Raw genomic sequence first — 24091 nt, 5'->3', positions numbered from 1 at the left:
GGTTACAGTAGCTCACCATTGATAGCTGTTGCCAGCTTCTCGACCTGAGACTCCCACGAATAGCTTCGGATTTCGGTCCGGACTCGCTCGTCGAACAGTTCATCTCCGTCGTCGAAGACGGACTCGATCTCCTCGACGAAGTCGGCAACCCGTACAGTTCGGAGGGCCGGCCAATCTTCGGGCCACCCTTCGGCACCTTTCGGCGTCGAGACGACCGGAGTCCCGCAGGCCAGCGACTCGATGATCTTCAGTCTCGTTCCGCTTCCGGTCAGCAAGGGCACGATCACCACGCGCGACTCGCGGATGTACGAGGCGATGTCGTCCACAAGTCCCGCGACGACCACGTTGTCCAGTCCAGCGACTATCTCCGTGATCTCCTCACAGTCCGGTCCCGCGAGGTGAATCTCTAGCTCGGGATGCGTCTCTGCGAGTCGAGGAGCGATCTCATCGGCGATCACCTCCACAGCCTCTGCGTTCGGTTCGTAGCTCATGTTTCCGAAGAACAACACTCTGTCGTCGGGTTCCGTGTCGTCTCGGTAAAACATCTCGGCGTCGAAGCCGTTCGCTACGACGACCGACTTCTCACGAACCGAGGCCGGTAACTGAGCCATGTCGGTCTCTGAGGTCGGCGCGACGAGGCTCGCCCGCAGGAGTGCGAGCCGGCCGAAGACCCGACTGAACAGGAACCGCTGGTAGTCACCAATGGCGAGCGAGAGGTCGTCTTCTACATTGTGAACATCGACTATCAGTTCCCCACCCGTGTAGTAACTCGCCGCCACGCCGTACACCGAACTGCCGACCGATGACGAGACGATTAGATCGTACTCCCGGCCGAACGACCGCAGTGTCGACAACACGGTCGGGTTGAATGGGGCAAGCGCTCCCGAATCAGGATAGTCCAGACGAACGTGTCGTTCACCGTTCTCTATCGTTCTGGGTGGGGACTCAGGTCGACCGGGCCCGTCGGATTTATTATACGAGATTGAGTCGACGTGCCACTCGGCCGGGAGGTTGCCACAGAGTTGTGCCGAGCGTCTGTCACAACCCCGGATCGGATCGTAGATGTCGTTGGTCGTCACGAACAGGACACGAGTGGTACTCATGATCGGTGTGTGGTGGGCGGCTGAGTGGAGTTAGTAGTGGCTGTGACCAGTTGTTCATAGATACGACGGTACGCGTCGGTTCCGGTCGATCTACTCACAGACCGCGAATACCGCGTCCGATCTGCGAGTGCCTCCCGAATCGCCTCGGCGAACGCCGCCGGCGTCTCGTCGGCGAACGTCACGCCGTCCAGACCGTCGAGGACAGAAGTGTGGCAGGTCCGGTCGGTGACGACCATCGGTGCGTCGGTTCGCAGGTAGTAGAGAACCTTCATCGGTGGGAAGCCGTCGGTCTGGCGAGGGCTGACGAGCACGTCGGCACCGAACAACAGGTCCGCGAGTCGCTCCTCGTCGACGAAGCCGGTGTAGACGACGTCCCGGTTCGTCGTCTGGGGCGCTTCCGTGTCGTCGCCGGTCAGCACCAACTTGCGTTCGCCGTCTGTGTCGAGTCGGTCGAACGCCGCCAACAGGAGATCGACACCTTGGTACTCGGCGTAGTTGCCCGTGTAGAGGACATACTGCGTGTCGCCCCACGGGTTCGACGTCGGCGTAACCTCGCCAGATCGGAGTCGCTCCAGTCGATCACACACTGCCGGATCGGGTTCGTCCAGTATCAACGTCCGGGGCGTGTCGGTCTTCAACAGGTCTTCGATGTGCGGCCAGTTGACGACGAGGTGGTCCACAGCGTCGTGGAGGTACGACTGGAGACGGTCGGCGACACCCGGTGTGTCGACCACGTCGTACTGTTCGTTCAGTTCTTCGAAGGTCCCGTGCATGTCGTACACGAGCGGGACATCTCGCCGGGTTAGCAGACGGGCGACTTGGCCGATCAGCGCGCCGTCCACGTCGTGGGCGTGAATCACGTCGTAGCGGTGACGCCGGAGCTTTCGGATCGCGTGAACGAGGAGGGCCGCGTTCGACCCGAGTTGCCGGAGCGTGACGCCGGGGACCGACGGTGCCACCTGTGCGAACAACTCGGGCGCACGGGTAAGTGAAACCCCCTCGCGCTCCGGGTCGTCACCGACCGGGTAGGTCAACACGTCAATCTCGTAGCCGAGGTCGGCGAGGTGGGTGACGGTCTGTCTGATCCGGATCGACTTCCCCCGGTCGTACTCGAACGGGGCCGGAGCGATCATCAACACACGCATCGGACTGTCCTCGTCGGTAGTGTCGGGCAGAACGCGAACACGGCTATCGGTCGTGGTCCAGCACGTCGCGGACTCGGTACGGTTCTTCGTTCTTCGCGTGCTGGTAGCCCTTGATGCTGATGTCTGCCAGAATCCCCGAGAGGAAGAACTGGACGCCGATCATCACCATGAAGACTGCAAACAGCGGCAGGGCTGTCTCCGAGAGGTTCGCACTCGCGGTGAGCTTCAGCCACGCCGCGTAGAGACCGGCGAGTGAACCGATGCCCATCGAGAGAATCCCCAATCCACCGAAGACGTGGAGTGGTCGCCCGGAGAACTTCTGCCAGAACCAGACGTTGATCAGGTCGAGAAAGCCCTTCGGGAGCCGTTGCCACGAGTACTTCGTCTCGCCGGCAGTGCGCGGCCGGTGGTTGACCTCGACCTCGGCGATACGATACCCGTGCCAACTCAACAGTGCGGGGATGTACCGGTGCATCTCGCCGGTCAGGTCCATATCCTTCGCGGCAGGGCGACGATACGCCTTCAGTGTACAGCCGTAGTCGTGGAGTTCGGTGCCGAGAAACGCCTGTCGGAGACCGGAGGCGAATCGCGACGAGATGCGTTTCCCGAGTGGGTCGTCCCGGTCGCTCCGCCAACCCGAGACACAGTCGTACCCCTCTTCGAGTTTGTCGACCAACCGGGGGATGTCTGCAGGGTCGTTCTGCCCGTCGGAATCCATCGTGACGACGACTTCGCCGAGCGCGTAGTCGAGTCCAGCGTCGAGTGCCGGACTCTGGCCGAAGTTGCCACGGAATCGGATCACCTTGATCCGGTCGTCTTCCTCGTGGAGTTCCCTGAGAACGCCGTAGCTCCCGTCCGTCGAGCCGTCGTCGACGAACAGTGCTTCCCAGTGGTCGTACTCCGACTCCAGTACCTCCCGGAGTTCCTCGGCGAGCGGCCGGAGGTTCCCCTTCTCGTTGTAGACCGGCAGGACGACGGACAGCTGTATCTGCTCCGGATGCACGTCGTCCTGAACGTCGGAGGCGGTGAGGCTGTCCACGCTTACAGGAAATTGGATAAGACCTAACTTATCTCTACTGATACCGCCGTGTATCGACCGAGTATCCACCACACGAACCATCGCCATGTTGATGAAACTGACGCGGCGAGTAATCTGGTAATTAATAATATACCTCTGATAATTTAATACTAATAAAACTGAGATACTTTAAAATATTTATAATATTATTTTATTTAAACTAATAGTTTTGAATGGAATTGTATAGTTTCGACGTTGTCCTGATTCTTACTCCAATAAAAGGGGGAGTATCGGTAAGCATTTTTTGTCCCGTTTGATACTTAGACCGTGACCGTCACAGACGCCGACCCCAACAGCCTCAATTCTCATGAGAACGTGGTGTTTGACCGCTCTCTCAAGACATGTCCGAAGTGGCTCCGGGAACGAATCATTTCTGATTTGTCTAAGGAAACTCGACTCCTTGATATAGGCTGTGGAGCGGCAACACTCACTACGCATCTCAAAAAAGAGACCGGAGCGGAGGTCATCGGCGTAGACGTTGACCGACCGAGTCTGGTCGCTGGTCGGTCAGACAATGCTTCAGATCTCCTGCTTGGGGAGGGTGCACATCTACCCATTGCCGACGGTGCGGTAGATGTAATAATCGCTATCGAGAGCATAGAGCACATACCCGACGCTAAAGAGTTCGTCATCGAAGCGCGTCGAGTGCTCAGCGAAGGGGGCGTTCTATGGATAAAGACTCCGAACCGAAGGGCACATGATCTGTTCCAACTGGCAAAACGAAACTGGAGCCTGAACCGTCACTTCCACGTCAGTCTCTTTACCCCCGGCGAACTTCAAAACACGCTATCTGAATGGGCACAAAGTTGGGTCCGACCGGGACTGGCAGAGTACCAGCGAGAGAAGCTGGCCGGTATTCACCCAGTCATCGGTTGGATTGCCGATAGAGTGCCATTCGAATCGCTCCCGCTCGCTACACAGCCATCTCTCGTGGTACGCGCCGAGCGACAGTAGAGATGGACTCGAGCGGAGAATAGCTCCCACGAACAAAGATCAACGACGACTGAACAGAACGCCTAAACGGGCAAGAATCGATATCTCCAACAGAACGACCAGATGGCACTGGACCCACATCGGTCGGACCGGCCGACGTTCCTCCCACCCGACAGTGACAAGACGCCCACGCTCAGCTTCGTCCTCCCGACGATGAACGAGGCCAAGGGCATCGGCGAGTGTCTCGACGCCATCACCGACGCGGTCCAGTCGCTCGGCGTCAGCGCCGAAGTCATCGTCAGCGACAGTTCGACCGACGAGACGCCCGACATCGCCCGTGAGTACGGCGCGACGGTCGTCGAACCCGACGAACCGGGCTACGGCTACGCCTACCGCTACGCCTTCGAGCGTGCTCGCGGTGAGTTCGTCGTGATGGGCGACGCGGACACGACCTACGACTTCCGGGAACTGCCGAAACTACTCGACAGGGCCCGCGAGACGAACGCCGACCTCGTGCTCGGCAGTCGCTTCGCCGGGACAATCAAGTCGGACGCGATGCCCGCACTCCACCAGTACGTCGGCAATCCGGCACTCACCGCGTTCCTCAACCGGTTCTACGGCGCGGACGTCACCGACGCGCACAGTGGGTTCCGTGTCTTCAGACGCGAGATGCTCGACGACCTCGCCCTGGAGACCGACGGGATGGAGTTCGCCAGCGAGATGATCATGGCCGCGAGCGCGCGGGGGTACCGGATCGCGGAGGTGCCGATCACCTACCACGAACGCGAAGGCGAGGCGACCCTCGACAGCCTGCGTGACGGCTGGGAACATCTCCGCTTCATGCTGGTGAACGCGCCGGGCTACCTGTTCTCGGTCCCCGGCGCGGCGCTGACGGTACTCGGGATGTTCGTGATGTCGCTCGCACTGTTCGACGTGGAACTGTCGGGGCCGGGCGGGCCGATCTGGTTCGGCGTCCGGTCGATGGTCGCCGGGAGTCTGTTGACCATCGTCGGCTATCAGATCGCCAGTCTCGGCGTCTTCGCCACGGTGACGACCGACCCGATCAGACGCCCGAACGATCCGACGACCGAGTGGATTGTCGAGACGCTGACACTGGAACGCGGGTTGGCGGTCGGCGGTGGACTCGTCCTCGCCGGCGCGGTGGGGGCGGGCTGGATCGTCACTCGCTGGCTCACGGCCGGCTACGACGCACTCCCACCGCTGACGACCGACATCCTCGCCTTTACCGTGGTCGTCGTCGGCATCCAGACCGTCTTCGGCTCCTTCTTCCTGAGTTCGGTGCGCGGTCGGCGGTGATCGGCGGTCGGTCGTCGACTGTCGCCGACGGTCGGCACCGACACCGCACGCCGGTCGGCCGCAGACGCACGACTCGTGGTCGGCGATCACGTCACGACCGATGCTCGGCGATCACGTCACGACCGATGCTCGGCGATCACGTCGCGGTAGACCGACTCGGCCCGGTCGGCGATCACGTGCCAGTCGAACTCGCGGGCACGGTCCAGTGGCGGCGTCGGCGGGCGCTCGCCGGCCAGTGCGCGGTCGAGACCGTCGGCCAGCGACTCGACTGTCGGTTCGACGAGGAAGCCGGCGTCGTCCACGACCTCGCTCCCAGCCGAGTTCGGATGGTCGACCGCGACCACGGTGCAGTCGGCCGCCAGTGCCTCGACCAAGGTGATGCCGAACCCCTCGCGGACAGACGCGCTGGCGACGACCGCCGTTCCGCGCAGGTGAGCCAGCACGTCGTCGTAGTCGTCCAGAAACCCGAGGAAGTCCACCCTGTCTGCGATCCCGAGGTCGTCGGACAGCGATTCGAGTCGCTCGCGCTCGGGACCGTCGCCGATCACCCCGAGTCGGACGCCCGCCGGTCGACTGCTGTCGCCCTCGCCGTCGCCGAGACGAGCGACCGCCCTGAGGAGCGTCTCGACGCGCTTGGCTTCCACGAGCCGACCGACTGCCAGCACGTCGTAGGGTGTCTCGACCGGTTCGATCGACTGGATGTGGTCCACGTCGACGCCGTTGTGGACGACCGCAATGTCGTCGCGTGCGGGACCGATCTCCGCGAGTCGGTCGGCGGTCACACCCGAAACAGCGACCGCGTGCTGGGGGAGTTTCGCGGTCAGACGCTCGACCGCCATCCCGCCGGGCGCGAGGTGCCCGAGGTAGTCGCGCCAGTAGTCGCGCCAGCACTCGTGCCACGTCGTGACGATCGGTACGTCGTGTCGCCAGCCGGCGAGGACGGTCGGAAAGACGGGGAAGTACGGGAAGACGGACGCGACCAGCAGGTCGTGTTCGCCTGCGTCACGGAGCAGACGCGGGGTGAGTCGCCCGGCGAAGCCGAGCGCTTCCGGAATCGACCGCCGGTCGTCGGTGTAGAGGTCGGTCTCGGGGGCGACCGCTTCGAGGTGAAGCCCGTCGTGTGTCGTCGACTCGGGACCGTTCCAGAAGTGGCGGCCGTAGACGGTGACGGTGTGGCCGCGATCCGCGAGACGGGTGCCGATCTCGTAGATGCGCTTCTCCGCACCACCGACGACGAAGGGGTAGACGACGTTCGAGACGAACGCGACGTTCACGGTCCCGTCCCCCGTAGCGGTGCGATCACCGTCGAACCTCCCGGTAGAGCGTCCGGTGGTCGTCGGCGACCGCGTCCATCGAGTGAGCCTCAGCATAGGCGCTGGCCGATTCTGCGAGGATACCGCGAGCCGAGTTGTCGGCGAGCAGTGTCCGAACCGTCTCGGCGATCGAATCGGGATCGGACGGATCGACGAGTCGGACCACGTCCCACTCCGCACTGATCGACCGGAAGTGCGCACAGTCGCCCGCGAGCACCGGAAGCCCATAACCGGCACACCAGTTGAAGACGCCGCTCTGGTTGACCGCGTTGACGACGCCGGTCTGTTCGATCTCGCGGTACGGGAGCAGTGCGAGATCACCCGCGAGGAAAGCGGCGTGAAAGTCGGACTCCGAGAGTCGGCCGGTGACGGTGAGGTTCTCGGGCGCGTCGGCGACGATGCTGTCGAAGAAGTCGCTGTGACGCTCGCGTGGCGGGCCACCGGCCAGCAGGAACTCGACCTCGGGGCAGGCGTCGGCGACCGCACGCACCACGTCGCTCCCCTTTCTGGGGCTGACGTAGCCCGGTGCGACGACCACGTCGGCGTCCGGCGAGAGATCGAAGGTCGCTCGCGCCTCGGCCTGCTGGACGGACCGTCGAGCCGACAGATCGACGCCGTGGGCGAGTCGCGTCCGAGAGACGTCGCCGACCGAGGCGACGAACCGTGACTCGGCCTCCGCCGAGAGGAAGACGACCTCGCTCGTCGTCCGCGCGACGACCTCGTTCAACAGTCGGACGTACAGTCGCTTGAGTGGAACCAGCGGCGGGCCGACGAGGTCGGCGTTCAGTACCTCGTGGATCGTCGTCACGACAGCGAAGCCGTGTCGCTTCGACTGGAACCAGAGGAGTGGGAAGAAGCAGAGGACGTACAGCCCAAGCGGGCCGAAGACCACGTAGTCGAACTGGACGTGGACCACGTCGGTCTCGCCGTCACCAGCGCGGAGTGCGCCCGCGAGAAACGGCCGCGGATCGGTCGCGTCGGTCGGGAGCGACAGGCGGGTGAGTCGCATTCCCTCGGCGAGGTGGCTCGCCAGTCGCTCGGCGTACTGCCCGGTGCCCGACGCCGTGTCCGGCAGCGTCGAGACGAGCGTGACGTTCATTCGTCGCGGCCTACACCGCCGGCCGGGAAAACCGTGTCGTCGTTCTGGCGCCGAGTTCGGCGACGACCGATGGGCACTCTCAGCACGAAAGAGCAATGAGGCCCATCCGCCAAGCACGGGCGATGGCCGACTTCGGCGTCCTCCACGAGGGCATCAACGCTGGCGGCGGAGCCGAAGCCGTGGGGCTTCACACCGTTTCGGCACTCGCGGACGCCGGCCACGAGGTGACACTCTACACCACCGGCGAACCCGACCTTCGGACACTCGCGGACGACTACGACCTCGACTTCCCGGCCGAGGTCCGCGTCCGCTCGGTCCGGACGCCAGCGATTTCGGCGGTGAACCACGCCGCGACACTCGCCCGGCCACTCGGCGTCACCGACTTCCCGTTACTCCGGACTGCGGTCTTCGAGCGCGTCGTCGCTCGACGCTATCGACCCGATCACGACCGACTCGTCTGCACCCACGGCGAATTCCAGGTCGACGGTGCCGTCGAGTACGTCCACTTTCCGTACTTCTCGGCCGACGCGATGCGCCGGTACGACACCCGTTTCGCGGAGTCGCTGTACCCGGCGTACCACCGGGTCTGTCGCACAGTGAAGCGCCGAGAGTCGGACGCAGAGACGCTGACGCTGACGAACTCCGCGTGGACCGCCGACGTGCTCCACGAGACGCTCGGCACCGACGCGACCGTCGTCCACCCACCGGTCGCCGTCGACGCCTTCGACCCGCCGACGTGGACCGAACAGGAGTCGGGATTCGTCGCGGTCGGCCGACTCCACCCGCTGAAGCGCCAGGACGAACTCGTCGAAGTCGTCGCCGGACTCCGAGAGCGTGGGATCGACACGCACCTCCACCTCGTCGGCAGTGACGGCTCGGCCGAGTACGCCGATCGACTCCGGGCGCAGGCCCGCGAGTTCGACTGGCTCCACGTCGAGGGCCGGGTCGCCCGCGACCGACTCGTCTCTCTGCTCGAACGGCACCGGTACGCGATTCACGGTCGGCGGTACGAACACTTCGGCATCGCAGTCGCCGAGGCACTCGCGGCCGGGTGTCTGCCCTTCGTCCACGCATCGGGTGGCCAGCAAGAGGTCGTTGCCGGGATCGACGCCCTCCGGTACGAGGACGTGCCGAGCGCGGTAACGACGACTGCTAGCGTCCTCGACTCATCCGAGACGCAGGCCAGTCTTCGGGATCGACTCGACGGGCGAGCAGCACAGTACAGTCGTGACCGGTTCGAGCGAGCGATGCGCGAGGCGGTGGAGTCGACGCTTCGGTGAGAGCAGTCGACAGCTTCGTCAACCCAGTTCGACCGTCTCACCGTCAAAGACGGCCGACTCCGGGACCGTCACGGTCTCACCGGCGACGGTGTACTCGCCGGGATAGGGCACCGTGAGCGAGAACGTCCCCCCGTCGGCGGTGGTCGCGGTCTCGTAGGTCACCTCGCGGTCGGTCGGCGCGAGCGTCACGGTCGTCTCGGCGACGACCTCGCTCCCGGCTTCGACACTCCCGGTGATCGTTGCACCGGACACGACCTCGAAGGCACGGTAGCCACCGTCGGCATACAGTGCTCGGTAGTGTGAGAGTGCCGGGGCGCTCGCTGTTCGACTGCCGAACTGCTCGTGGAGACGTCGGTAGAGCGTCTCCTCGGACAGCGAGATGCCCTCACGCGTGAGGACGAAGCCCACGTCATCTGCGGCGAACTGCTCGTACCAGCCATCGGCGTCGGTCGCCGTGACGAACGCCTCGTAGTTGTTCAGCGCGTAGCCGTACGACTCCGAGTAGCCCGAGACGAGGTAGTTGTCGGCGCGATTCCGGCCCCAGTTGCTGAGCACGTAGCTCTCCGGGTAGGACAGTCCTCGCTGGTCGGCGTACTCACCGAGCCAGACACCCATCCGGTAGCGACCGTCGGCGAGCGTCGTCTGCCCGATCTTGATGCCCGACTGGATCGCGCCGAGACCGCCAACGAGCGTGAACAGGACGCCGGAGAGGAGCACGTTGCGACGGTCGAGATCGACGCCGACGGCCGGGGGTTCGGAGGATGAGACACCGTCCCGTCGTCGGGTGCCTCCCGGCCCGCCGTCGGTCGACGCCAGTGTCCCGGCCGACGTTTCGAAGGGGGCGACCGGTCGGGCGATCTCGATCCACGCGGCGACGTGGACGAAGCCGACCCCGGCGAGGACCGCGACGAACAGCGACAGTTCCCCGCTGAACCGGTTCTGGACGACGGCCAAGAGCAGCAACCACCACGTGTACGCCACGAACACCAGCCACGCCTCGTCGGTCTCGTCGACTGCGTGTTTCGTCGCCCACGCGAGGTACGGGAGCGCGAGAAACAGCGCGAAGCCGAACAGGAAGATCGGCCCGACCACGGTCCCGAGTTCACCGCTGAACAGCGAGTACGTCTCCGCGATCCCGCTCCCGCCGTAGGTGCCGAGGTACGCCACGAAGTCGTCGAGTGCGCCCGCGATCGACGGGACCAGCGCCGGGAGCGCGACGAAGCCGAGAACCGCGAGGATCGCCTCGCCGGCCAGCGTCGACCACGCGGGCAGCTCGAGTCGGCGGACGACCGTCGTCAGCACGATCACGCCGAGCGTGCCGAGCAGAAGGAGTGTCGGCGCGAGCGCCCGGTACGACTCCAGCCAGCCGAACCCGGCGTGGAGTGCGTAGGTCGTCACACTGGCGACCACGAGTAGCCCGACGAGTGGCGCGAGATCGCGCGCCGGTGCGGTGTCGTCCCGCACCGAGAGGTAGGTCCGGGCGATGACGTAGCCAGCGATGGGGAGCGTCAGGAGGGGGCCGCCGCGCCACGCGGCCGTCTGTGCCGTGACCGCGAGCCCACCACCGACGACTGCGAGCCACGCGGTCGGCGAGAGGCCAGCCAACCGTTCTCCCGGATCGACGCGCGCCGACACGACCGCGAGCAGGGCGAGCAGTGTCACGCCGAGCCAGAGGAAGTCGAAGGCGTGGTGGTCGCCGAAGCCGAGCGCGGTCCGGTAGGCGTGTGCCGGGATCACCGCGAGCAGGGCGACGGCCGCGAGGCCACAGCGTACGTCGTCGGTGAGTCGGACGGTCGCGGAGTAGGCGATCACCGCCGTTAGCAGCGCGACGACGACCGGGTACCACGCGACGACCAGCCCGACGGCGCTCTCGCCACCCAACGCGGCGGTGAGCCACCACAGCGTGACGACGAACAGCGTGTCGTGAGTCCGGACCTCCGAGGCGAGGAAGTCGACGTCGAGCTGTGAGAGCCCGCCGAGATCGAACGCTGGCGGCCCTTCAGTGAGCAGGTACTCGACGATGTGGTGGTACATGTACGGGTCGTTGCCCGAGAGGACGACCCCGGTCTCGCGGAACACCGAGGAGTAGGGGAGTCCGACACGGACGAGGAGAACGAACAGGAGGCCGCTGGCGAGGAGAAGTGCCCGACTGGAGTCGACCGAGGGGACGAGCGCATCGAGAGTGAGACTACCGCCGGCGTCACCGGGTGGGTCGTCCGGTCGTCGGAGCGCGGCGTCGGTCGCCTCGCGGTCGACAAGTCGGTAGCCGTCGTCGGTCTCGGTGACGAACTCGGTCCCGACGATCTCGCCGAACGTCCCTGAGTCGAGCGGTACGTCGTCGAACGTCCACGGTCCCTCGGCGTCGCTGTCGACGACCGCAGCGAGGGCCGATTCGAGGTCGGGACGGTCGTCGAGGAACCGTCGCGTCGCGGTCCACACCTGCTCGTCCATCTGTCGGTGGGACGTTCCGAACCCGAGGCTATTAGCCGTGTGGTTTGCGTGTCCGTTGCACGTCAGGTGACAGTCGCATTACCGACAAGTGAGAAGGGTTTTAACGAGTGTTCAGCTAACAAGAGTCTATGAAGGCAGTGGTACTTGCTGCGGGGGAGGGCACCCGCCTCCGGCCGTTGACGGCGGAGAAGCCCAAGGGGATGGTGGAGGTCGCCGGAAAACCGATTCTCACCCACTGTTTCGAGCAACTCGTCGGATTGGGGGCCGACGAACTGCTCGTCGTCGTGGGGTACAAGAAACAGGCGATTATCGAACACTTCGAAGACGAGTTCCAGGGCGTGCCGATCACGTACACGCACCAGCGGGAACAACAGGGACTGGCTCACGCACTGCTCACCGTCGAGGAGCACATCGACGAGGAGTTCATGTTGATGCTCGGCGACAACGTCTTCGACGCGAACCTCGGTGACGTGGTGAGCAGACAACAGAGCGAGCGTGCCGATGCCGCGTTCCTCGTGGAGGGAGTCCCGATGGAGGAGGCCGGGCGGTACGGAGTCTGTGTCACCAATGGCGACGGGGAGATCACGAATGTTGTCGAGAAACCCGACGACCCGCCGTCGAACCTCGTGATGACCGGGTTCTACACGTTCTCGCCGGCGATCTTCCACGCCTGTCACATGGTGAGTCCGTCCGACAGAGGCGAGTACGAACTCTCCGACGCGGTCGATCTCCTGTTGTACTCGGGCCACACTATCGACGCGGTTCGGATGGACGGCTGGCGGATCGACGTGGGGTACCCCGAGGACAGAGAGCGAGCGGAACAGCGACTCGATCCGTCGACGGTGTCACCCACGGATGCGGACACCGCCGACGGTCCAGTCGAACCGATGAACACCGAATGACCCGACGCCCCGTCGGGCACCACACGACACCAACTCACTGATGCGCATACTCGTCACTGGCGGCGCTGGATTCGTCGGCGGCCACCTCGCGGAACGGTTCACCGCCGACGGCCACGATGTCGTCGTCCTAGACAACCTGAACGACTTCTACAGCCCGGAGATCAAACGCCACACCGTCGAGCAGTGCCGTGCGGTCGCAGACGCCGGCGACGGTAGCTACGAGTTCGTCGGCGGCGACGTGCGGGACGCGGACCTCGTCGCCGACCTCGTCACCGACGCCGACTACGTCTACCACCAGGCGGGACAGGCCGGCGTCCGCCCGAGCGTCCAGAACCCCCGCGAGTACGACGAGGTGAACGTCGACGGGACGCTCAACGTCCTCGACGCCTGTCGGGACGAGGGCATCGAGCGCTTCGTCATGGCCTCCTCGTCGTCGGTGTACGGGACGCTGAACTACCTCCCGTACGACGAGGAACACCCGACGGAACCCGTCTCACCGTACGGTGCCTCGAAACTCGCCGCCGAACGCTACGCCTGTTCGTACAGCGAAGTGTACGACCTGCCGGTCGTCGCGCTCCGGTACTTCACGGTCTACGGGCCACGGATGCGCCCGAACATGGCCATCTCGAACTTCGTCTCGCGCTGTGTCAACGGCGACCCGCCGGTCATCTACGGCGACGGAACACAGACCCGCGACTTCACCTACATCGATGACGTGATCGACGCGAACGTCCGACTGCTGAGCGAGGACGCCGCCGACGGCGAAGCGGTAAACATCGGCTCGACCGACAACATCTCGATCACCACGCTCGCCGAACACGTCCGCGACCGGATCGCCCCCGACCTCGAACTCGTGTACGACGATCCGAAGGACGCCGACGCCGAACACACCCACGCCGACACCAGCAAAGCCGAGGCGTTGCTCGACTACGAACCCGAGTACACGATCCGTGAGGGAGTGGACGCGTTCGTCGACTGGTACGACGAGAACCGCGACTGGTACGAACCGCTCGTCCTGTCCTCCTGATCGAGAGACGAGGACGCGTCCGTCTCGATCAGAATGCTTATTTTCTGACCGGAACGAACAGGAATCGCATGCGCCCCCTGAATGCCCTCCAACGAGCCCTCCGCACCGCGATCCGCGAACCGGTCGTCCTCGTGGTCGCGGCGCTGCTCGCACTGCTCCAGGTTCCAGTACTGCTCTCACAACTCCTCCCCCCGCTGCTCGCGGCGGTCGCCTCGCTCGGGATCAACCTCCTCGTGCTGGTGTTGGTCCCGTTCACGCAGGGCGGCCTCCTCGGGCTCGCAGACGGCGCACTCGACGGCCGGGCCGACGTGCGGACGTTCCTCGCGGAAGGCCGCGAACACTACGTCTCGATGCTCGGCGCGTACCTCCTGTTGCTGGCCGTGAGTATCGTCGCCGGCATCGCCACGCTCGTCCTGCTGTTCGTCTTCGGGGCCGGGTTCGGTGCCGTAGCGGCCGGTCTCGGCGGGAGCGGCGCGGGTGGGAGTTCGGCGGTCGGTGCCGTCGGCCTCGCCTTCGCAGGCCTGTTCGCACTGGTCGGCCTCGTCTTCCTGGTCGTGTTCCTGTTCGTCCAGTTCTACGGGCAGGCCATCGTAATCGAGGACTACGGCGCGGTCGACAGCTTCAAACGGAGCGTCGGGCTCGTCCGGAACAACTTCGTCTCGACGCTCGGCTACTCGCTCCTCGCGTTCCTGATCAGCGGGACCATCGGGGCGGTCACGGGCGTCGGGTCGGTGCTCCTCACCGGTGACGCGATGTCGTCGGTCGGTATCGACGCCTCGTCGCTCCCGCTGATCGCGGGGCTCGTCGTCGCCATCGTCCTCTTGAACACGCTGTCGGGTGCGGTCTACTCGCTGTACTCGGTGTCGTTCTACCGCGACATCAGCGGCGCGCAGAGCGGCGGTCTCTGAGCCGGCGATACGGCTCTCTGCGTCGAGACCACACCGTGGCGGTACGGGACTGTCAGTCAAGTCGGGTCACGACACCGTCGCGACTCGTCAGTTCACATAGATGCAAGGAGGAAGCCCACGGCTGTAGCCGTGGGAGAAATCCGACAATCCCCTCAACTAAACACGAGCGATAGAAGTCCGACTCCCCCACGCCAGTCGCAGAGTTCATAAAATACCGCTCCGTGTGTGAAGTTACAGATGGAGGTTAAACGAACCATCCCGGTCAAACTCTCGGTTCCTGACGATCGAGAAGACGACCTCCATCAGACTATCAAGCAGTTCAACCACGCCTGCAACTACACCGTCCAGCACGGCAGAAACGACGACGGCTACCTCATCCTCAACAAGTCCACCATACACGACGAAGTGTACCACGACTTGCGAGACGAGACAGACCTCCCCGCAAACCTCTGCGTCCGGGCGTACTCGAAAGCCGTCGAAGCGATGAAATCTACCGTTGCCGACTGGAAGAAAGGTACCAGCCGACCACTCCCTCAATTCAACGAACTGTCCGCTGTCTACGACAAACGGACGTTGACCATCAAGGACAGGTTGGCCACTCTTTCGACCATCAACGGGCGGGTCGCCGTAGACTACGTTCTCGGAGACTACCAGAAGTCCTACCTCGATGATGACGACTACGAGAAACGGATGGGAACGCTCCACTACCGCGAGGACGAGGAAGCGTTCTACCTTCACATCGTCATCAAGAAAGAAGTCGAAGAACGCGACGGTGACAAGGTACTGGGTGTGGACTTGAACCTGAAAAACGTCGCCGTGACAAGTACGGGGTCGTTCTACGATGGTGGCGAACTGTTGTGGGGGCAGAACCACTACTTCCGGGTGCGTCGAAGCCTTCAGCACAAAGGCACTCGCTCCGCGAAGCAGGTACTCCGGCGACTGTCGGGGCGAGAAAACCGCTTCGTGCTGAACCGCCTGCACACTATTTCTCGACGCATCGTGGAAGAGGCAGGCGCCAACGACTGTTCGTACATCGCTGTCGAGCGGCTAACCCACATCCGCGAGCGGATGGACAGTCGGAACGACCAAGTGAAGCGTCAGATGCACAACTGGGCGTTCCACGAACTCCAAGAGATGCTCGCGTACAAGGCCAGTGAGTACGGGATTCGCGTCGAGCAGATTCCGCCTGCGTTTACCAGTCAGACCTGCTCGAAGTGCGACCATCAGTCCAGCACGAATCGTAGCTCAGACGGCTGGTTCGAGTGCACCGACTGTGGGTACTCGGTTGATGGTGACTACAACGCGGCGAAGAACATTGGCCTGAAACTGCTAACTTTACCAGAGGGCAAACGCCCCTCTGGGTTGGGCGACGGTCATCTCGCCCTCAAGTCTGGGATGCTGAACGGGAACGGCGATTACACCGCCTACGACGATTCGTCGTCAGACCGGGAGTCCACGGACAAGCCCACGACTTCAGTCGTGGGTCGATGACGACACCGTCACGACCGTCCCTTCCGGTTCGGCCGAGATGCCGGTCACCAGATCTCTGATCTGTGCGACTGCGCTGTACTGGCCCGGCGGAAGGCTCGAGGTGTCGAGTTCGAGGACCGACTCCGCGAGTCGCTGGTCCGGATCCAGAAACAGTTCGATGAGCCGTCGTTCCCGGGCGACCGTCTCGCCGTCGAGGTTCGTCAGTTCGATCGTCTCCGCGACCTCGGCGCGTCCGGACCCACCGCGCCGGTGGACCGGGTAGAAGTAGTTGACGGCGAGTTCGGCGTCCTCGCCCGCAGGCAGTTCGTCGACGCTCCGGTGGACCACGTCGCCCAACTGCTCCCACCCGTCGACGAGGCTCACGCGGTTGATGCGCGGACCGCGCTGTTGGCGGCGGAGGCGTCTGATCTCGGCTTCGAGGTCGGCGATGCGGTCGTCCATCGACACGATCTGTTCGTCTCTGCGGTCGAGTTTCGCCTCCAGTTCCGCGATCCGGACCTTCCGCTGGGTGGTCTGTTCGGACTCGACCACGTCGTAGCCGAGACAGCCACTCAGTCCCGTGAGTCCCGCCAGCGCGAGGAGTTCCCGCCGTTCCATACCAGTCGGTGGGCCCGGAACGGGTTGAATGTGCGGGGCGACTACCCTCACGACGAGTCCGGCGGCGACTCGCCGACGAACGTGACGCCGTCGAACGCGACGCACAGCCCACCCGCCTCGCTGTCGCGCATCTCGACCTCCCAGCCGTGTGCGGCCGCGACCTCCTCGACGATGGTCAGGCCCAGTCCGGTCCCCTCTGCCCGGTCGGGGTACTCGATGCCGGTCGCCGTCCCGCCGTCGTCGGTCGACATTCCGGGGCCGTCGTCGGCCACGTAGAAGCCGTGCGGCGTCGTCCCGACCGTCACGGACACGTCGGGACCGGCGTGTTCGACCGCGTTGCGGAACAGGTTCTCGAACACCTGTGCCAGTCGGCTCCGGTCGGCCCGGACCGTCGCGTCGGTCTCGACGGTGAGGCTGGCCGCGGAGGTATCCACGACCGACCAGCACTCGTGGCTCACCACATCGAGGGCGACCGGTTCGAGCGTGTCGAGGTCCTGTCCCTGTCTGGCGAGACGGAGCAGGTCGTCGATCAACTCGCCCATCCGGGTGGCCGCCCGCATCGCCGGGTCGAGGTGTGCCGTGTCGCCGTCCTCGAGCGCCAACTGGAGTCGCCCCTGCACGACGTTGAGCGGGTTCCGGAGGTCGTGGCTCACCATCGACGCGAAACTCTCGAGGCGGTCGTTCTGCCGTTCGAGTCGGCGCTCGTACTCCTTCTGGGTCGTGATCTCCGTCGCGACGCCCATGATCCCCTTGCAGGTGCCGTCCTCGTCGTACCACGGCACCTTCGAGGTCAGGAACCACTCGTCGACGATCGAGTCGTACTCCTCGACGTCGAGCAGTGGCTCGCCCGTCTCGATCACGCGCAGGTCGGCCGCGTACGACTCGCGGTAGCGTTCGGTGTCCCGGTACAGTTCGACGTCGGTCTTCCCCTCGACGGCCTCCGGGGAGAAGTCGTCGACGGCGAGGGCGTCGGTGTCGACGTCCGCGTCCTCGAACAGGTGCGTGCTCACCCGCAGGTGACGCGCCTCGGTGTCCTTCACGAACAGGTGGACGGGGATCTGCTCGAAGATGTTCGAGAGCAGGGTCCGCTCGGCCCTGAGGTCGGCCCGACTCTCCAACTGGTCGAGTACTGCGGTGACGACGGCGGCGAACAGTTCGACGAGCGCCGCGTCGGTCTCGGTGAGTGCGCCCGGCGTCGCGGCCGTCGAGACGAAGATGCCGTGATCGCCGAGGGGGTAGACGATGCCGCTCCGGGAGGGCGTCTCGCTGGCGTCGAGGCCCGCGACCGCCTCGGTGTCGTCGATGACGGCCGGTTCGCCGGACTCGAAGACCCCCCAGTTGAACCGGTCTGCCGACCGCGCCGGGTCGTTACGCGAGTACGTCGGCGCTTCGCCGAGGTGGTCGACGACCGCCTGACTCACGGCGACCGGTTCGAGCGTCTCGCCCGCCTCGTCGACGAGGTGGATCCCGTTGAACGGCACGTCGAGCACCGTCTCTGCGGTCTCGATGGCGACCTCGGCGACCGCCTCGACCGAGTCCGCGCGGACGATCTCGTCGGTCGACTCGTGGAGTCGCTGGATCTTGCGGTTGCGCGTCGTCACCTCGGCGTAGCTCTCGGTCCGGTCGAGGACGGTCTCGACGGTGTTCGCCAGCAGGCGGGCGAGCCGAACCGTCCCCTCGTCGAAGGCCGCCGGCTTCGTCGATCCGGCGACGAACACGCCGTGGTCACCGAGTGGCAGGAGCATCTCGGCGCGGATGTCGGTCTCCTCGTTGTGGCGGTCGGGGTCGGTACTGACGTCCTCGTAGATGCGGTCCTCGCCGCTCTCGTACACCGACCACGCGATCGACTCGCCCGGTTCGAACACGGGCTGGTCGTCGAACAGCGCGTCAGCCGTCTCGCTCGTCGCCAGCGGGACCAGTCTGTCGCCCGCGTCGGTCGGCGCGTACACCGAGTTGACGTCCAACCCGAGAACGTCCGTCGCCGCGCGGACGACGATCTCGGCGACTGCGGTCCGGTCGGTCGCGGTGAGCAACTCCTGTGTCGTCCGGTAGAGCGCGTCGAGTCGCGACTCGCGGGACTGCCAGTCGCTCACGTCCCTGATCGTCGCGAGGTACTGCTGGTCGTCGCCGGTCGACAGCGGCGTCACCCACACCTCGACGGGGACGGTGGTCCCGTCCGCGTGCCGGTATCTGGACTCGAAAGAGACCGTCGCGTCGGCGTCGAGGTCCGTCGCCCACCGCTCGGCGATCGAGGACTCCCCGTCGGCGTCGAGGTCGTCCATCGTCATCGAGCGGACCGTCTCCCGGTCGTAGCCACAGCCGTCGACGAACGTCTGGTTCACCTGCACGATCCGGCCGGTGTCGTCCGCGACGACGATGCCGTCCGGCGACTCCTCGAACAGCGCCCGGAAGCGTTCCCGACTCCGTTCGATCTCGCTGCGACGTTCCCGCTGATCGGTGACGTCGCGGGCCGACCCGACGATGCGCGTCACCTCGCCGTCCTCGATCACGGGCCTGGCCTCGACCGCGACCCAGCGACCGTAGTCTTCGGCGGCGTTCACGCGGTACTCCATCGACACCGACTCGCCGTCGACGAGTCGCGCCATCCCCGACGAGACGTGCTCTCTGTCGTCGGGGTGGATACACTCCATGAACGCCTGTGGGTCGGCCTCGACGCGGTCGACCGACTGCCCGTACACCGACTCGTAGGCGGCGTTGACGAAGAGCAGTTCCGAGAACTCGCCGTCGAACATGTAGAGGACGTCGTTGGTGTGCTCTGTCACCTCCTCGAGGCGACGCTGTGTCTCCGTGGCGATCTGTTCGGCGCGGCGCTGCCGGACGGCGTTCTCGAGTCGGTTCGCCAGCAACGCGTACCGGTCCTCGCCGCTGCCCTTCTGGAGGTAGTCGGTCACGCCAGCAGAGATGGCTTCACTCGCGATCTCCTCGCTCCCCCTGCCGGTGAACAGCACGAACGGGAGGCTGGGCCGTCGGTCGCGGACCGCCCGGAGCAGTTCGATGCCGTCCATCGCCGGCATCTCGTAGTCGGAGACGACACAGTCGACGGACTCCCTGTCGAGCGTCTCGAGTGCGTCGTCGCCGGACGATGCGGTCAGGACGTCGAAGGAGTCGCGCTGGCGGCCCAGGAACGCGGCGGTCAACGAGGCCATCGACTCGTCGTCGTCCACGACCAGAACGCGTACCTCTCCGAGCGGTTCGCCAGCGGACATGATGGCGTACGAGAACATCTACAGCTAGATAAAGACAGCGGGCGCTCTGCGGAAACGTGCCGGAACGCCGACGGTCGAGTCCTGGCGTCGGCGGCGTGGACGCCCGCGTTCGGGGTCTACTCCCCGTCTCCGGACGCCGACCCCTGCCCCGGAGTGTCGGGTCGCCAACGAGTCGACAGCGGGTGTCGAGTCACGGCCCGGTCGCCCGTGTCAGGTCGCGGTCGATCACGTCCAGCGACCCGTCGAGGACGATCCGGAGCGTCTCGTCGTCGGGCGCGACGAGCGTCGTCACCAGTCGCCACGGCTCGGTCGACTCGACGTCGACGCTCACCTCGAACGTCTCGGTCAGGCTGTCGAAAAACGGATCGAAGTCGTGCCGGTAGTAGAAGGGCAGGAGTGCCGGATGTCCGATGAGCAGGCCGACGACGTTCGCGTGGAGATACCAGTGACACCACTCACAGGAGACGGTGGCGACCGCCTGCGTGTACGGCACGTCGGGGTCGGCGAGTCGCTCGCGGGCGGTCGAGAGTTCGGTGTAGACCGACCCCGAGCAGTACGGACAGAACCCCCGCAGGAAGCTGAGTTTGTCGAAGGCGAGGCGTTCGAACAGCAGTCGCTCCAGGTCGACGTCCGGGAGGCGGGCGAGTGCGCCGGCCGGGAGGGGGTACTGGTTGTCGATCACGCCACAGTCCAGACAGCCGCGTGTCGCCCGACCCGACTCGATCCAGACCTCACGCGGCGTGCCACACTCCTCGCAGGGGTCGTCCGTCTCCTGTACCACGTCGGGGTCGCGCTCCTCGTAGAGCCCGGACTTCAGCGTCCGGTAGACGAAGATACCCGGCAACGAGAGGTGGTAGCCGTCGTCGCTCGCGGTCACGAACTGCGGGACGAGTTGCTGGAGGTGGTAGTTGAAGTTCCCGCTGTCGCGGACGCCGACCGCCGCCCGGAGGTCACCGAACGAGACCGTCGAGAACTCCCCCGGTGCGGAGAGTTCCCCGAGCGCCTCGACGGTTCGCAGGCGGGTCTCGTTGCCCAGCAGTTCGAACGCGGCCGTGACCTCCGAGTCCATCGCTCCCTCGTACGGAACCGACCGACGAAGTAGTATCGCTTCGGGCGACAGGTTCGACGCGGCGGGAACGACGCCCGGGCCACCCCGCACAAGTGTCTGATATGTTACTGTAGCGGCCTGCTGGAAACGTTTTACCGTGTCCGACCGTTCCGTACAGATGCAACCGCTTCGGCCCTCCCCACTCGTTTCCGTCGCGGCTTTCGCTCGTCCGTCGTTCCGACGCCGTCGTCTCCTCGAAGAATCACCCGTTTCGCGACAGGTACGCCACGAACCGGGGCCGGATCGCCACTCGGGTGTGTCCCGCGTCTCGCCCGGTCGACTCGGTCGTCGGGCGTGCGAGACCGGACCGTCGCTTCGTGTCGGCGCTGTGTCGATCGTCTGCTCACGCGAGCGGTCAGCCTCGAGATGTCGATTTCGATTCGCTCCGTCAGGAGTCGGCGTCGAGTCGACGCCCGACGACGAGGGCGAGCAGTCCGGCGAGCAGGAGCCACAGGACGAGCGAGAGCGTGTCGTACGTCGGCCCGCGAACGGGCAGTGCGTCGAGGCGGGCCAGCGACGAGAGTCCGTAGGCCACCCCGACCAGTCCGGCGAACAGGTCGAGAGCGACCCGCGAGCGCCCGGTGTCCCGCGTCACGGCGCGGTAGCAGGCGACGCCGAGTGCGACGACCGACGCGGCACAGACGACGTAGTACGTCGCCGGGGTGTCCACGATCATCCTACCCACGGGTTCTGTCGTGATCCATATAAATTGGCAGAGATGTCGTGCGACTCGCGACGAGGGCGATAGCGGCGGCGAGTCCGTCTACGAGGGTGCTGGACGAGTCACGGCCACGGACGTCGAGACGGGTGTCGCCTCCGTCGGCGACGACCGTGCAGAGACACTGTGGCTGCTCGCCGACGCACTCGATGCCCACCACGGAACGGGCGAGTCTGTCGATACGATCGACGAGCACTGCTAGGGGTCACCGCCCGAACCGTATCATATCTCTCCGGGACTCCTCCCGAGTTCGTACGACGCACGCAGATACTGTCAGAAGGGTCCTGACCGACCAGAGAGTGTGTCGGTCACGGAATTAGTTCGGGTAACTATCACGTTCAGAAGAACGACGTGACAAGCGGAAAAACAGCGAGAAAATGGCTGAAGGTATACAGGGTCGGTTAACGAATCCGTGGCTCTACATTCCGATGAACGTTGTCGTGTGGGTACTGCTGTGGGTTTCGATAGGTGTGCTTCTCTCGGACGGCAGTTCAGTAGTCCTCGACTTCGACGTCGTACCGTTCGAAGTCGTCCACGTTCCGAGTGACGACGGGTTCGCCCTCGACGGCGGCCGTCGCCGCGACGACTGCGTCTCCCTTCTTTCGTTTGTACGTCGACGGGTCCAGTGCTCCGATCATGCGACCGGTTCGCTCGGCGATTCGAGAATCCATGTCGACGCGGGGGACACCACGCAGAATCCGACGGATCTCCTTCTCCTCTTCCGGGCCAGTGTGGGCCTCGATGCCGATATACAACTCCAGTAGGACCATCGTCGGGAGTTTCAGAACGGCCCCGTTACTCTCTAACTCGTCAAGCTTCTCGTGTGCTTCCGGTAGGTCGTCGATGAGGTCGAGGATAAACGCCGTGTCGAGAATCATCTGAACCGCTCGGCAACCTCCTCGACCTCCGCTGCGTCCTCCTCGTCGGCGTCTTCGATCGTCTTCCGCATCTCGTCGACGTGGTCGCCGTCGAGAATCCCTCCGAGTTCGTGCAGCGACGGGCTGCCGATGAGTCGGTCGATCGCCTCCGAGATCGTTTCATCCGCTCGCTTGTGCGCGATCACCCGCTCGTAGACGTCGTCGTCGAGTCGGACCGATTTCGTCCCCATGTGTATACAGACGTATACAGATAGTATCAGTCTTGCCCACCTCAGCGCGGCCGACTCGCGCACCGTATCCAACACGGCCGCAGACCGCTAGCAGCGACAGAGGAGTTCGACAGCGCCGACGCGCTCGTCGAGAGCCGTCGGTCACTCCTCGGCCAGCAGGTCGTCGTACTGCGCGCCGGTCTGTTTCAGCGTCGCGGTCGAGTAGAGGCGTTCGTGCTCGAAGGGCAGATACTCGGTGGCCAGTTCGTCGATCTTCGCGTCCACCGCCTCGGCTTCCCGGCCGTGGATCATCGTGAACATGTTGTACTCCCAGTCCTGGTCGGGTCGCCGTGGTCGGTGGTAACAGAGCGTGACGTACGGGAGACTGCCGACTTCCAGCCCCCGGTCGTCCAGTTCGTCGTCCGGGACGTTCCAGACGACCATACAGTTGTTGTCGAAGCCGGTGACGACATGGTTGACGATACAGCCGATGCGCTTGATACAGCCGTCTGCCAGCAGGCGCTCGACGGCCGAGAGCACGTCGGCCACGTCGGCGTCGATTGCGGCCGCGATGTCGCGGTACGGCGTCTGTGAGAGCGGGAAGCCGGACTGGATTTCGAGGAGGAGATCCGCTTCGAGTCGCGTCAGGTCGCCGCGTGCGTCCTCGGAGATGCGGGTCGCGTCCACGTCGGTCTCGGTCAGACTCTCGCGGGCGAACCGGTCGCCGTTGACGACCGGGAACTCGAGGTCGATGTAGTAGTCCGTCAGCATCGGGAGGTTCAGCACGGCACACCCGGTGCGGTCCTCGATTTCGGCGAGAATCTCGTCGCGCGTCTCGCGCGAACCAGCGGTGACGACGAACCACATGTTCCACTCGTGGTCCCGGCGGTAGTTGTGGTTCACCTGTCGGTAGCCGTTGATGATCCCGGCCACCTCGTCGAACCGCTCCTCGGGTGCGCTCACGGCCGCGAGCGTCGAGGAGCCGATGACCGGCGGGTTGAGGACGGCACCGAACCGCCGGAACACCTTCAACTCTTCTCGCAGACGGCGGACGCGCTCGAACGTCTCCTCCTCGGTGATGCCGAGGTCGTCGGCCACCTGTCGGAAGGGTCGTTCCGCGACCGGGAAGTCGGACTGGTACTCGTCGATCAGTCGGGCGTCGACCGCGTCGATCCGACTCCGCCAGTCCTCGGCCAGCGAACTCATTGTCGGGTCGTAGGACCGGGCGAAGGTACCAGTTTCGGGTCGTCGGCTCCGGTGGCCACGTCGGTCGCGGACGGTACGGGAAGGGTCCGGCGTCCGGCGCG

At 64.8% G+C, this 24091-nt stretch carries 21 protein-coding genes; 8 read left to right on the top strand and 13 right to left on the bottom strand.

The genetic code is table 11. The features are described 5' to 3' along the window. Positions 1-2 precede the first annotated feature (2 nt). From LI337_RS15790 to LI337_RS15780, 3 genes are read right to left on the bottom strand one after another with little or no spacing between them, the layout of a single operon-like run. Complete coding sequence (locus LI337_RS15790) at positions 3-1103, bottom strand: glycosyltransferase family 4 protein (RefSeq protein WP_227230846.1); 1101 nt, start codon at positions 1101-1103, stop codon at positions 3-5. Beyond that, positions 1100-2248 (bottom strand): glycosyltransferase family 4 protein, encoded by a 1149-nt coding sequence (locus LI337_RS15785; protein ID WP_227230845.1) that lies wholly within the window; start codon positions 2246-2248, stop codon positions 1100-1102. The genes LI337_RS15790 and LI337_RS15785 overlap by 4 nt, the downstream gene beginning before the upstream one ends. Before the next feature lie 43 nt (positions 2249-2291). Further along, positions 2292-3287: a glycosyltransferase family 2 protein gene (locus LI337_RS15780; protein ID WP_227230844.1), complete on the bottom strand. Its 996-nt coding sequence runs from the start codon at positions 3285-3287 to the stop codon at positions 2292-2294. A 306-nt stretch (positions 3288-3593) separates the two neighbouring features. Between LI337_RS15780 and LI337_RS15775 the strand changes: the two genes are divergently transcribed. Then, complete coding sequence (locus tag LI337_RS15775; RefSeq protein WP_227230843.1) at positions 3594-4280, top strand: class I SAM-dependent methyltransferase; 687 nt, start codon at positions 3594-3596, stop codon at positions 4278-4280. A 102-nt stretch (positions 4281-4382) separates the two neighbouring features. Then, positions 4383-5576: a glycosyltransferase family 2 protein gene (locus LI337_RS15770; protein ID WP_227230842.1), complete on the top strand. Its 1194-nt coding sequence runs from the start codon at positions 4383-4385 to the stop codon at positions 5574-5576. A gap of 116 nt (positions 5577-5692) precedes the next feature. On the opposite strand, the gene LI337_RS15765 is transcribed toward LI337_RS15770, so the two are convergent. After that, on the bottom strand, positions 5693-6850 hold the full coding sequence (locus tag LI337_RS15765) for a glycosyltransferase family 4 protein (protein ID WP_227230841.1): 1158 nt from the start codon (positions 6848-6850) through the stop codon (positions 5693-5695). Positions 6851-6875: 25 nt separating this feature from the next. Continuing rightward, positions 6876-7988 (bottom strand): glycosyltransferase, encoded by a 1113-nt coding sequence (locus LI337_RS15760; RefSeq protein ID WP_227230840.1) that lies wholly within the window; start codon positions 7986-7988, stop codon positions 6876-6878. A gap of 95 nt (positions 7989-8083) precedes the next feature. Here LI337_RS15760 and LI337_RS15755 point away from each other — a divergent pair, with 95 nt between their 5' ends. Continuing rightward, complete coding sequence (locus LI337_RS15755) at positions 8084-9268, top strand: glycosyltransferase family 4 protein (protein ID WP_227230839.1); 1185 nt, start codon at positions 8084-8086, stop codon at positions 9266-9268. 18 nt (positions 9269-9286) lie between these two features. Here LI337_RS15755 and LI337_RS15750 read toward each other — a convergent pair whose 3' ends face one another. Beyond that, complete coding sequence (locus LI337_RS15750; RefSeq protein ID WP_227230838.1) at positions 9287-11719, bottom strand: STT3 domain-containing protein; 2433 nt, start codon at positions 11717-11719, stop codon at positions 9287-9289. A 128-nt stretch (positions 11720-11847) separates the two neighbouring features. On the opposite strand from LI337_RS15750, the gene aglF reads away from it, so the two are divergent. The 4 genes from aglF to LI337_RS15730 all read left to right on the top strand — a co-directional run bounded on the left by aglF (position 11848) and on the right by LI337_RS15730 (position 16047). Next, positions 11848-12621 (top strand): UTP--glucose-1-phosphate uridylyltransferase AglF, encoded by a 774-nt coding sequence (aglF, locus tag LI337_RS15745; RefSeq protein ID WP_227230837.1) that lies wholly within the window; start codon positions 11848-11850, stop codon positions 12619-12621. 40 nt (positions 12622-12661) lie between these two features. Continuing rightward, positions 12662-13648 carry an NAD-dependent epimerase/dehydratase family protein gene (locus LI337_RS15740; RefSeq protein WP_227230836.1) on the top strand — a complete coding sequence of 329 codons (987 nt, stop codon included), beginning with the start codon at positions 12662-12664 and terminating at the stop codon, positions 13646-13648. 68 nt (positions 13649-13716) lie between these two features. Then, entirely contained in the window at positions 13717-14556 is an 840-nt protein-coding gene (locus LI337_RS15735) for a DUF7847 domain-containing protein (protein ID WP_227230835.1), read from the top strand. Positions 14557-14793: 237 nt separating this feature from the next. Then, the gene (locus LI337_RS15730) at positions 14794-16047 is read left to right on the top strand and encodes an RNA-guided endonuclease InsQ/TnpB family protein (RefSeq protein ID WP_227230834.1); all 1254 of its coding nucleotides are present in this window, start codon (positions 14794-14796) and stop codon (positions 16045-16047) included. Here LI337_RS15730 and LI337_RS15725 read toward each other — a convergent pair. The 4 genes from LI337_RS15725 to LI337_RS15710 all read right to left on the bottom strand — a co-directional run bounded on the left by LI337_RS15725 (position 16030) and on the right by LI337_RS15710 (position 21655). Further along, positions 16030-16644 (bottom strand): hypothetical protein, encoded by a 615-nt coding sequence (locus LI337_RS15725; protein WP_227230833.1) that lies wholly within the window; start codon positions 16642-16644, stop codon positions 16030-16032. The genes LI337_RS15730 and LI337_RS15725 overlap by 18 nt on opposite strands. A 47-nt stretch (positions 16645-16691) precedes the next feature. Then, entirely contained in the window at positions 16692-19889 is a 3198-nt protein-coding gene (locus LI337_RS15720; protein ID WP_227230832.1) for a hybrid sensor histidine kinase/response regulator, read from the bottom strand. Positions 19890-20061: 172 nt separating this feature from the next. Further along, positions 20062-20940, bottom strand: coding sequence for a DUF7351 domain-containing protein (locus tag LI337_RS15715; RefSeq protein ID WP_227230831.1), 879 nt, complete (start codon positions 20938-20940; stop codon positions 20062-20064). A 427-nt stretch (positions 20941-21367) separates the two neighbouring features. Next, on the bottom strand, positions 21368-21655 hold the full coding sequence (locus LI337_RS15710) for a hypothetical protein (protein ID WP_227230830.1): 288 nt from the start codon (positions 21653-21655) through the stop codon (positions 21368-21370). Between LI337_RS15710 and LI337_RS20315 the strand changes: the two genes are divergently transcribed. Beyond that, positions 21642-21899 carry a type II toxin-antitoxin system HicB family antitoxin gene (locus LI337_RS20315; RefSeq protein WP_425600778.1) on the top strand — a complete coding sequence of 86 codons (258 nt, stop codon included), beginning with the start codon at positions 21642-21644 and terminating at the stop codon, positions 21897-21899. The two genes, LI337_RS15710 and LI337_RS20315, sit on opposite strands and share 14 nt — an antisense overlap. Positions 21900-22188: 289 nt before the next feature. Here LI337_RS20315 and LI337_RS15705 read toward each other — a convergent pair whose 3' ends face one another. The 3 genes from LI337_RS15705 to ahbB form a co-directional block, all read right to left on the bottom strand. Then, on the bottom strand, positions 22189-22575 hold the full coding sequence (locus LI337_RS15705) for a PIN domain-containing protein (RefSeq protein ID WP_227230829.1): 387 nt from the start codon (positions 22573-22575) through the stop codon (positions 22189-22191). Then, positions 22572-22868, bottom strand: coding sequence for an antitoxin VapB family protein (locus tag LI337_RS15700; protein WP_227230828.1), 297 nt, complete (start codon positions 22866-22868; stop codon positions 22572-22574). The genes LI337_RS15705 and LI337_RS15700 overlap by 4 nt, the downstream gene beginning before the upstream one ends. A gap of 78 nt (positions 22869-22946) precedes the next feature. Then, complete coding sequence (ahbB, locus tag LI337_RS15695; protein ID WP_227230827.1) at positions 22947-23990, bottom strand: siroheme decarboxylase subunit beta; 1044 nt, start codon at positions 23988-23990, stop codon at positions 22947-22949. Positions 23991-24091 lie beyond the last annotated feature (101 nt).

The organism is Salinirubrum litoreum, assembly GCF_020567425.1.
In the GTDB taxonomy this organism is placed as follows: Archaea; Halobacteriota; Halobacteria; order Halobacteriales; family Haloferacaceae; genus Salinirubrum; species Salinirubrum litoreum.
Note: the sequence above shows the minus strand (reverse complement) of the source record. Positions and strands in the feature narration are given on the sequence as shown.

Coding starts and splice junctions, on each gene's coding strand:
- LI337_RS15705 (WP_227230829.1), bottom strand. CDS start 22,575: ATGATTCTCGACACGGCGTTTATCCTCGACCTCATCGACGACCTACCG.
- ahbB (WP_227230827.1), bottom strand. CDS start 23,990: ATGAGTTCGCTGGCCGAGGACTGGCGGAGTCGGATCGACGCGGTCGAC.
- LI337_RS15735 (WP_227230835.1), top strand. CDS start 13,717: ATGCGCCCCCTGAATGCCCTCCAACGAGCCCTCCGCACCGCGATCCGC.
- LI337_RS15790 (WP_227230846.1), bottom strand. CDS start 1,103: ATGAGTACCACTCGTGTCCTGTTCGTGACGACCAACGACATCTACGAT.
- LI337_RS15770 (WP_227230842.1), top strand. CDS start 4,383: ATGGCACTGGACCCACATCGGTCGGACCGGCCGACGTTCCTCCCACCC.
- LI337_RS15715 (WP_227230831.1), bottom strand. CDS start 20,940: ATGGACTCGGAGGTCACGGCCGCGTTCGAACTGCTGGGCAACGAGACC.
- LI337_RS15730 (WP_227230834.1), top strand. CDS start 14,794: ATGGAGGTTAAACGAACCATCCCGGTCAAACTCTCGGTTCCTGACGAT.
- LI337_RS15750 (WP_227230838.1), bottom strand. CDS start 11,719: ATGGACGAGCAGGTGTGGACCGCGACGCGACGGTTCCTCGACGACCGT.
- LI337_RS15710 (WP_227230830.1), bottom strand. CDS start 21,655: ATGATCGTGGACACCCCGGCGACGTACTACGTCGTCTGTGCCGCGTCG.
- LI337_RS15740 (WP_227230836.1), top strand. CDS start 12,662: ATGCGCATACTCGTCACTGGCGGCGCTGGATTCGTCGGCGGCCACCTC.
- LI337_RS15755 (WP_227230839.1), top strand. CDS start 8,084: ATGAGGCCCATCCGCCAAGCACGGGCGATGGCCGACTTCGGCGTCCTC.
- LI337_RS15785 (WP_227230845.1), bottom strand. CDS start 2,248: ATGCGTGTGTTGATGATCGCTCCGGCCCCGTTCGAGTACGACCGGGGG.
- LI337_RS15725 (WP_227230833.1), bottom strand. CDS start 16,644: ATGGAACGGCGGGAACTCCTCGCGCTGGCGGGACTCACGGGACTGAGT.
- LI337_RS15720 (WP_227230832.1), bottom strand. CDS start 19,889: ATGTTCTCGTACGCCATCATGTCCGCTGGCGAACCGCTCGGAGAGGTA.
- LI337_RS15760 (WP_227230840.1), bottom strand. CDS start 7,988: ATGAACGTCACGCTCGTCTCGACGCTGCCGGACACGGCGTCGGGCACC.
- aglF (WP_227230837.1), top strand. CDS start 11,848: ATGAAGGCAGTGGTACTTGCTGCGGGGGAGGGCACCCGCCTCCGGCCG.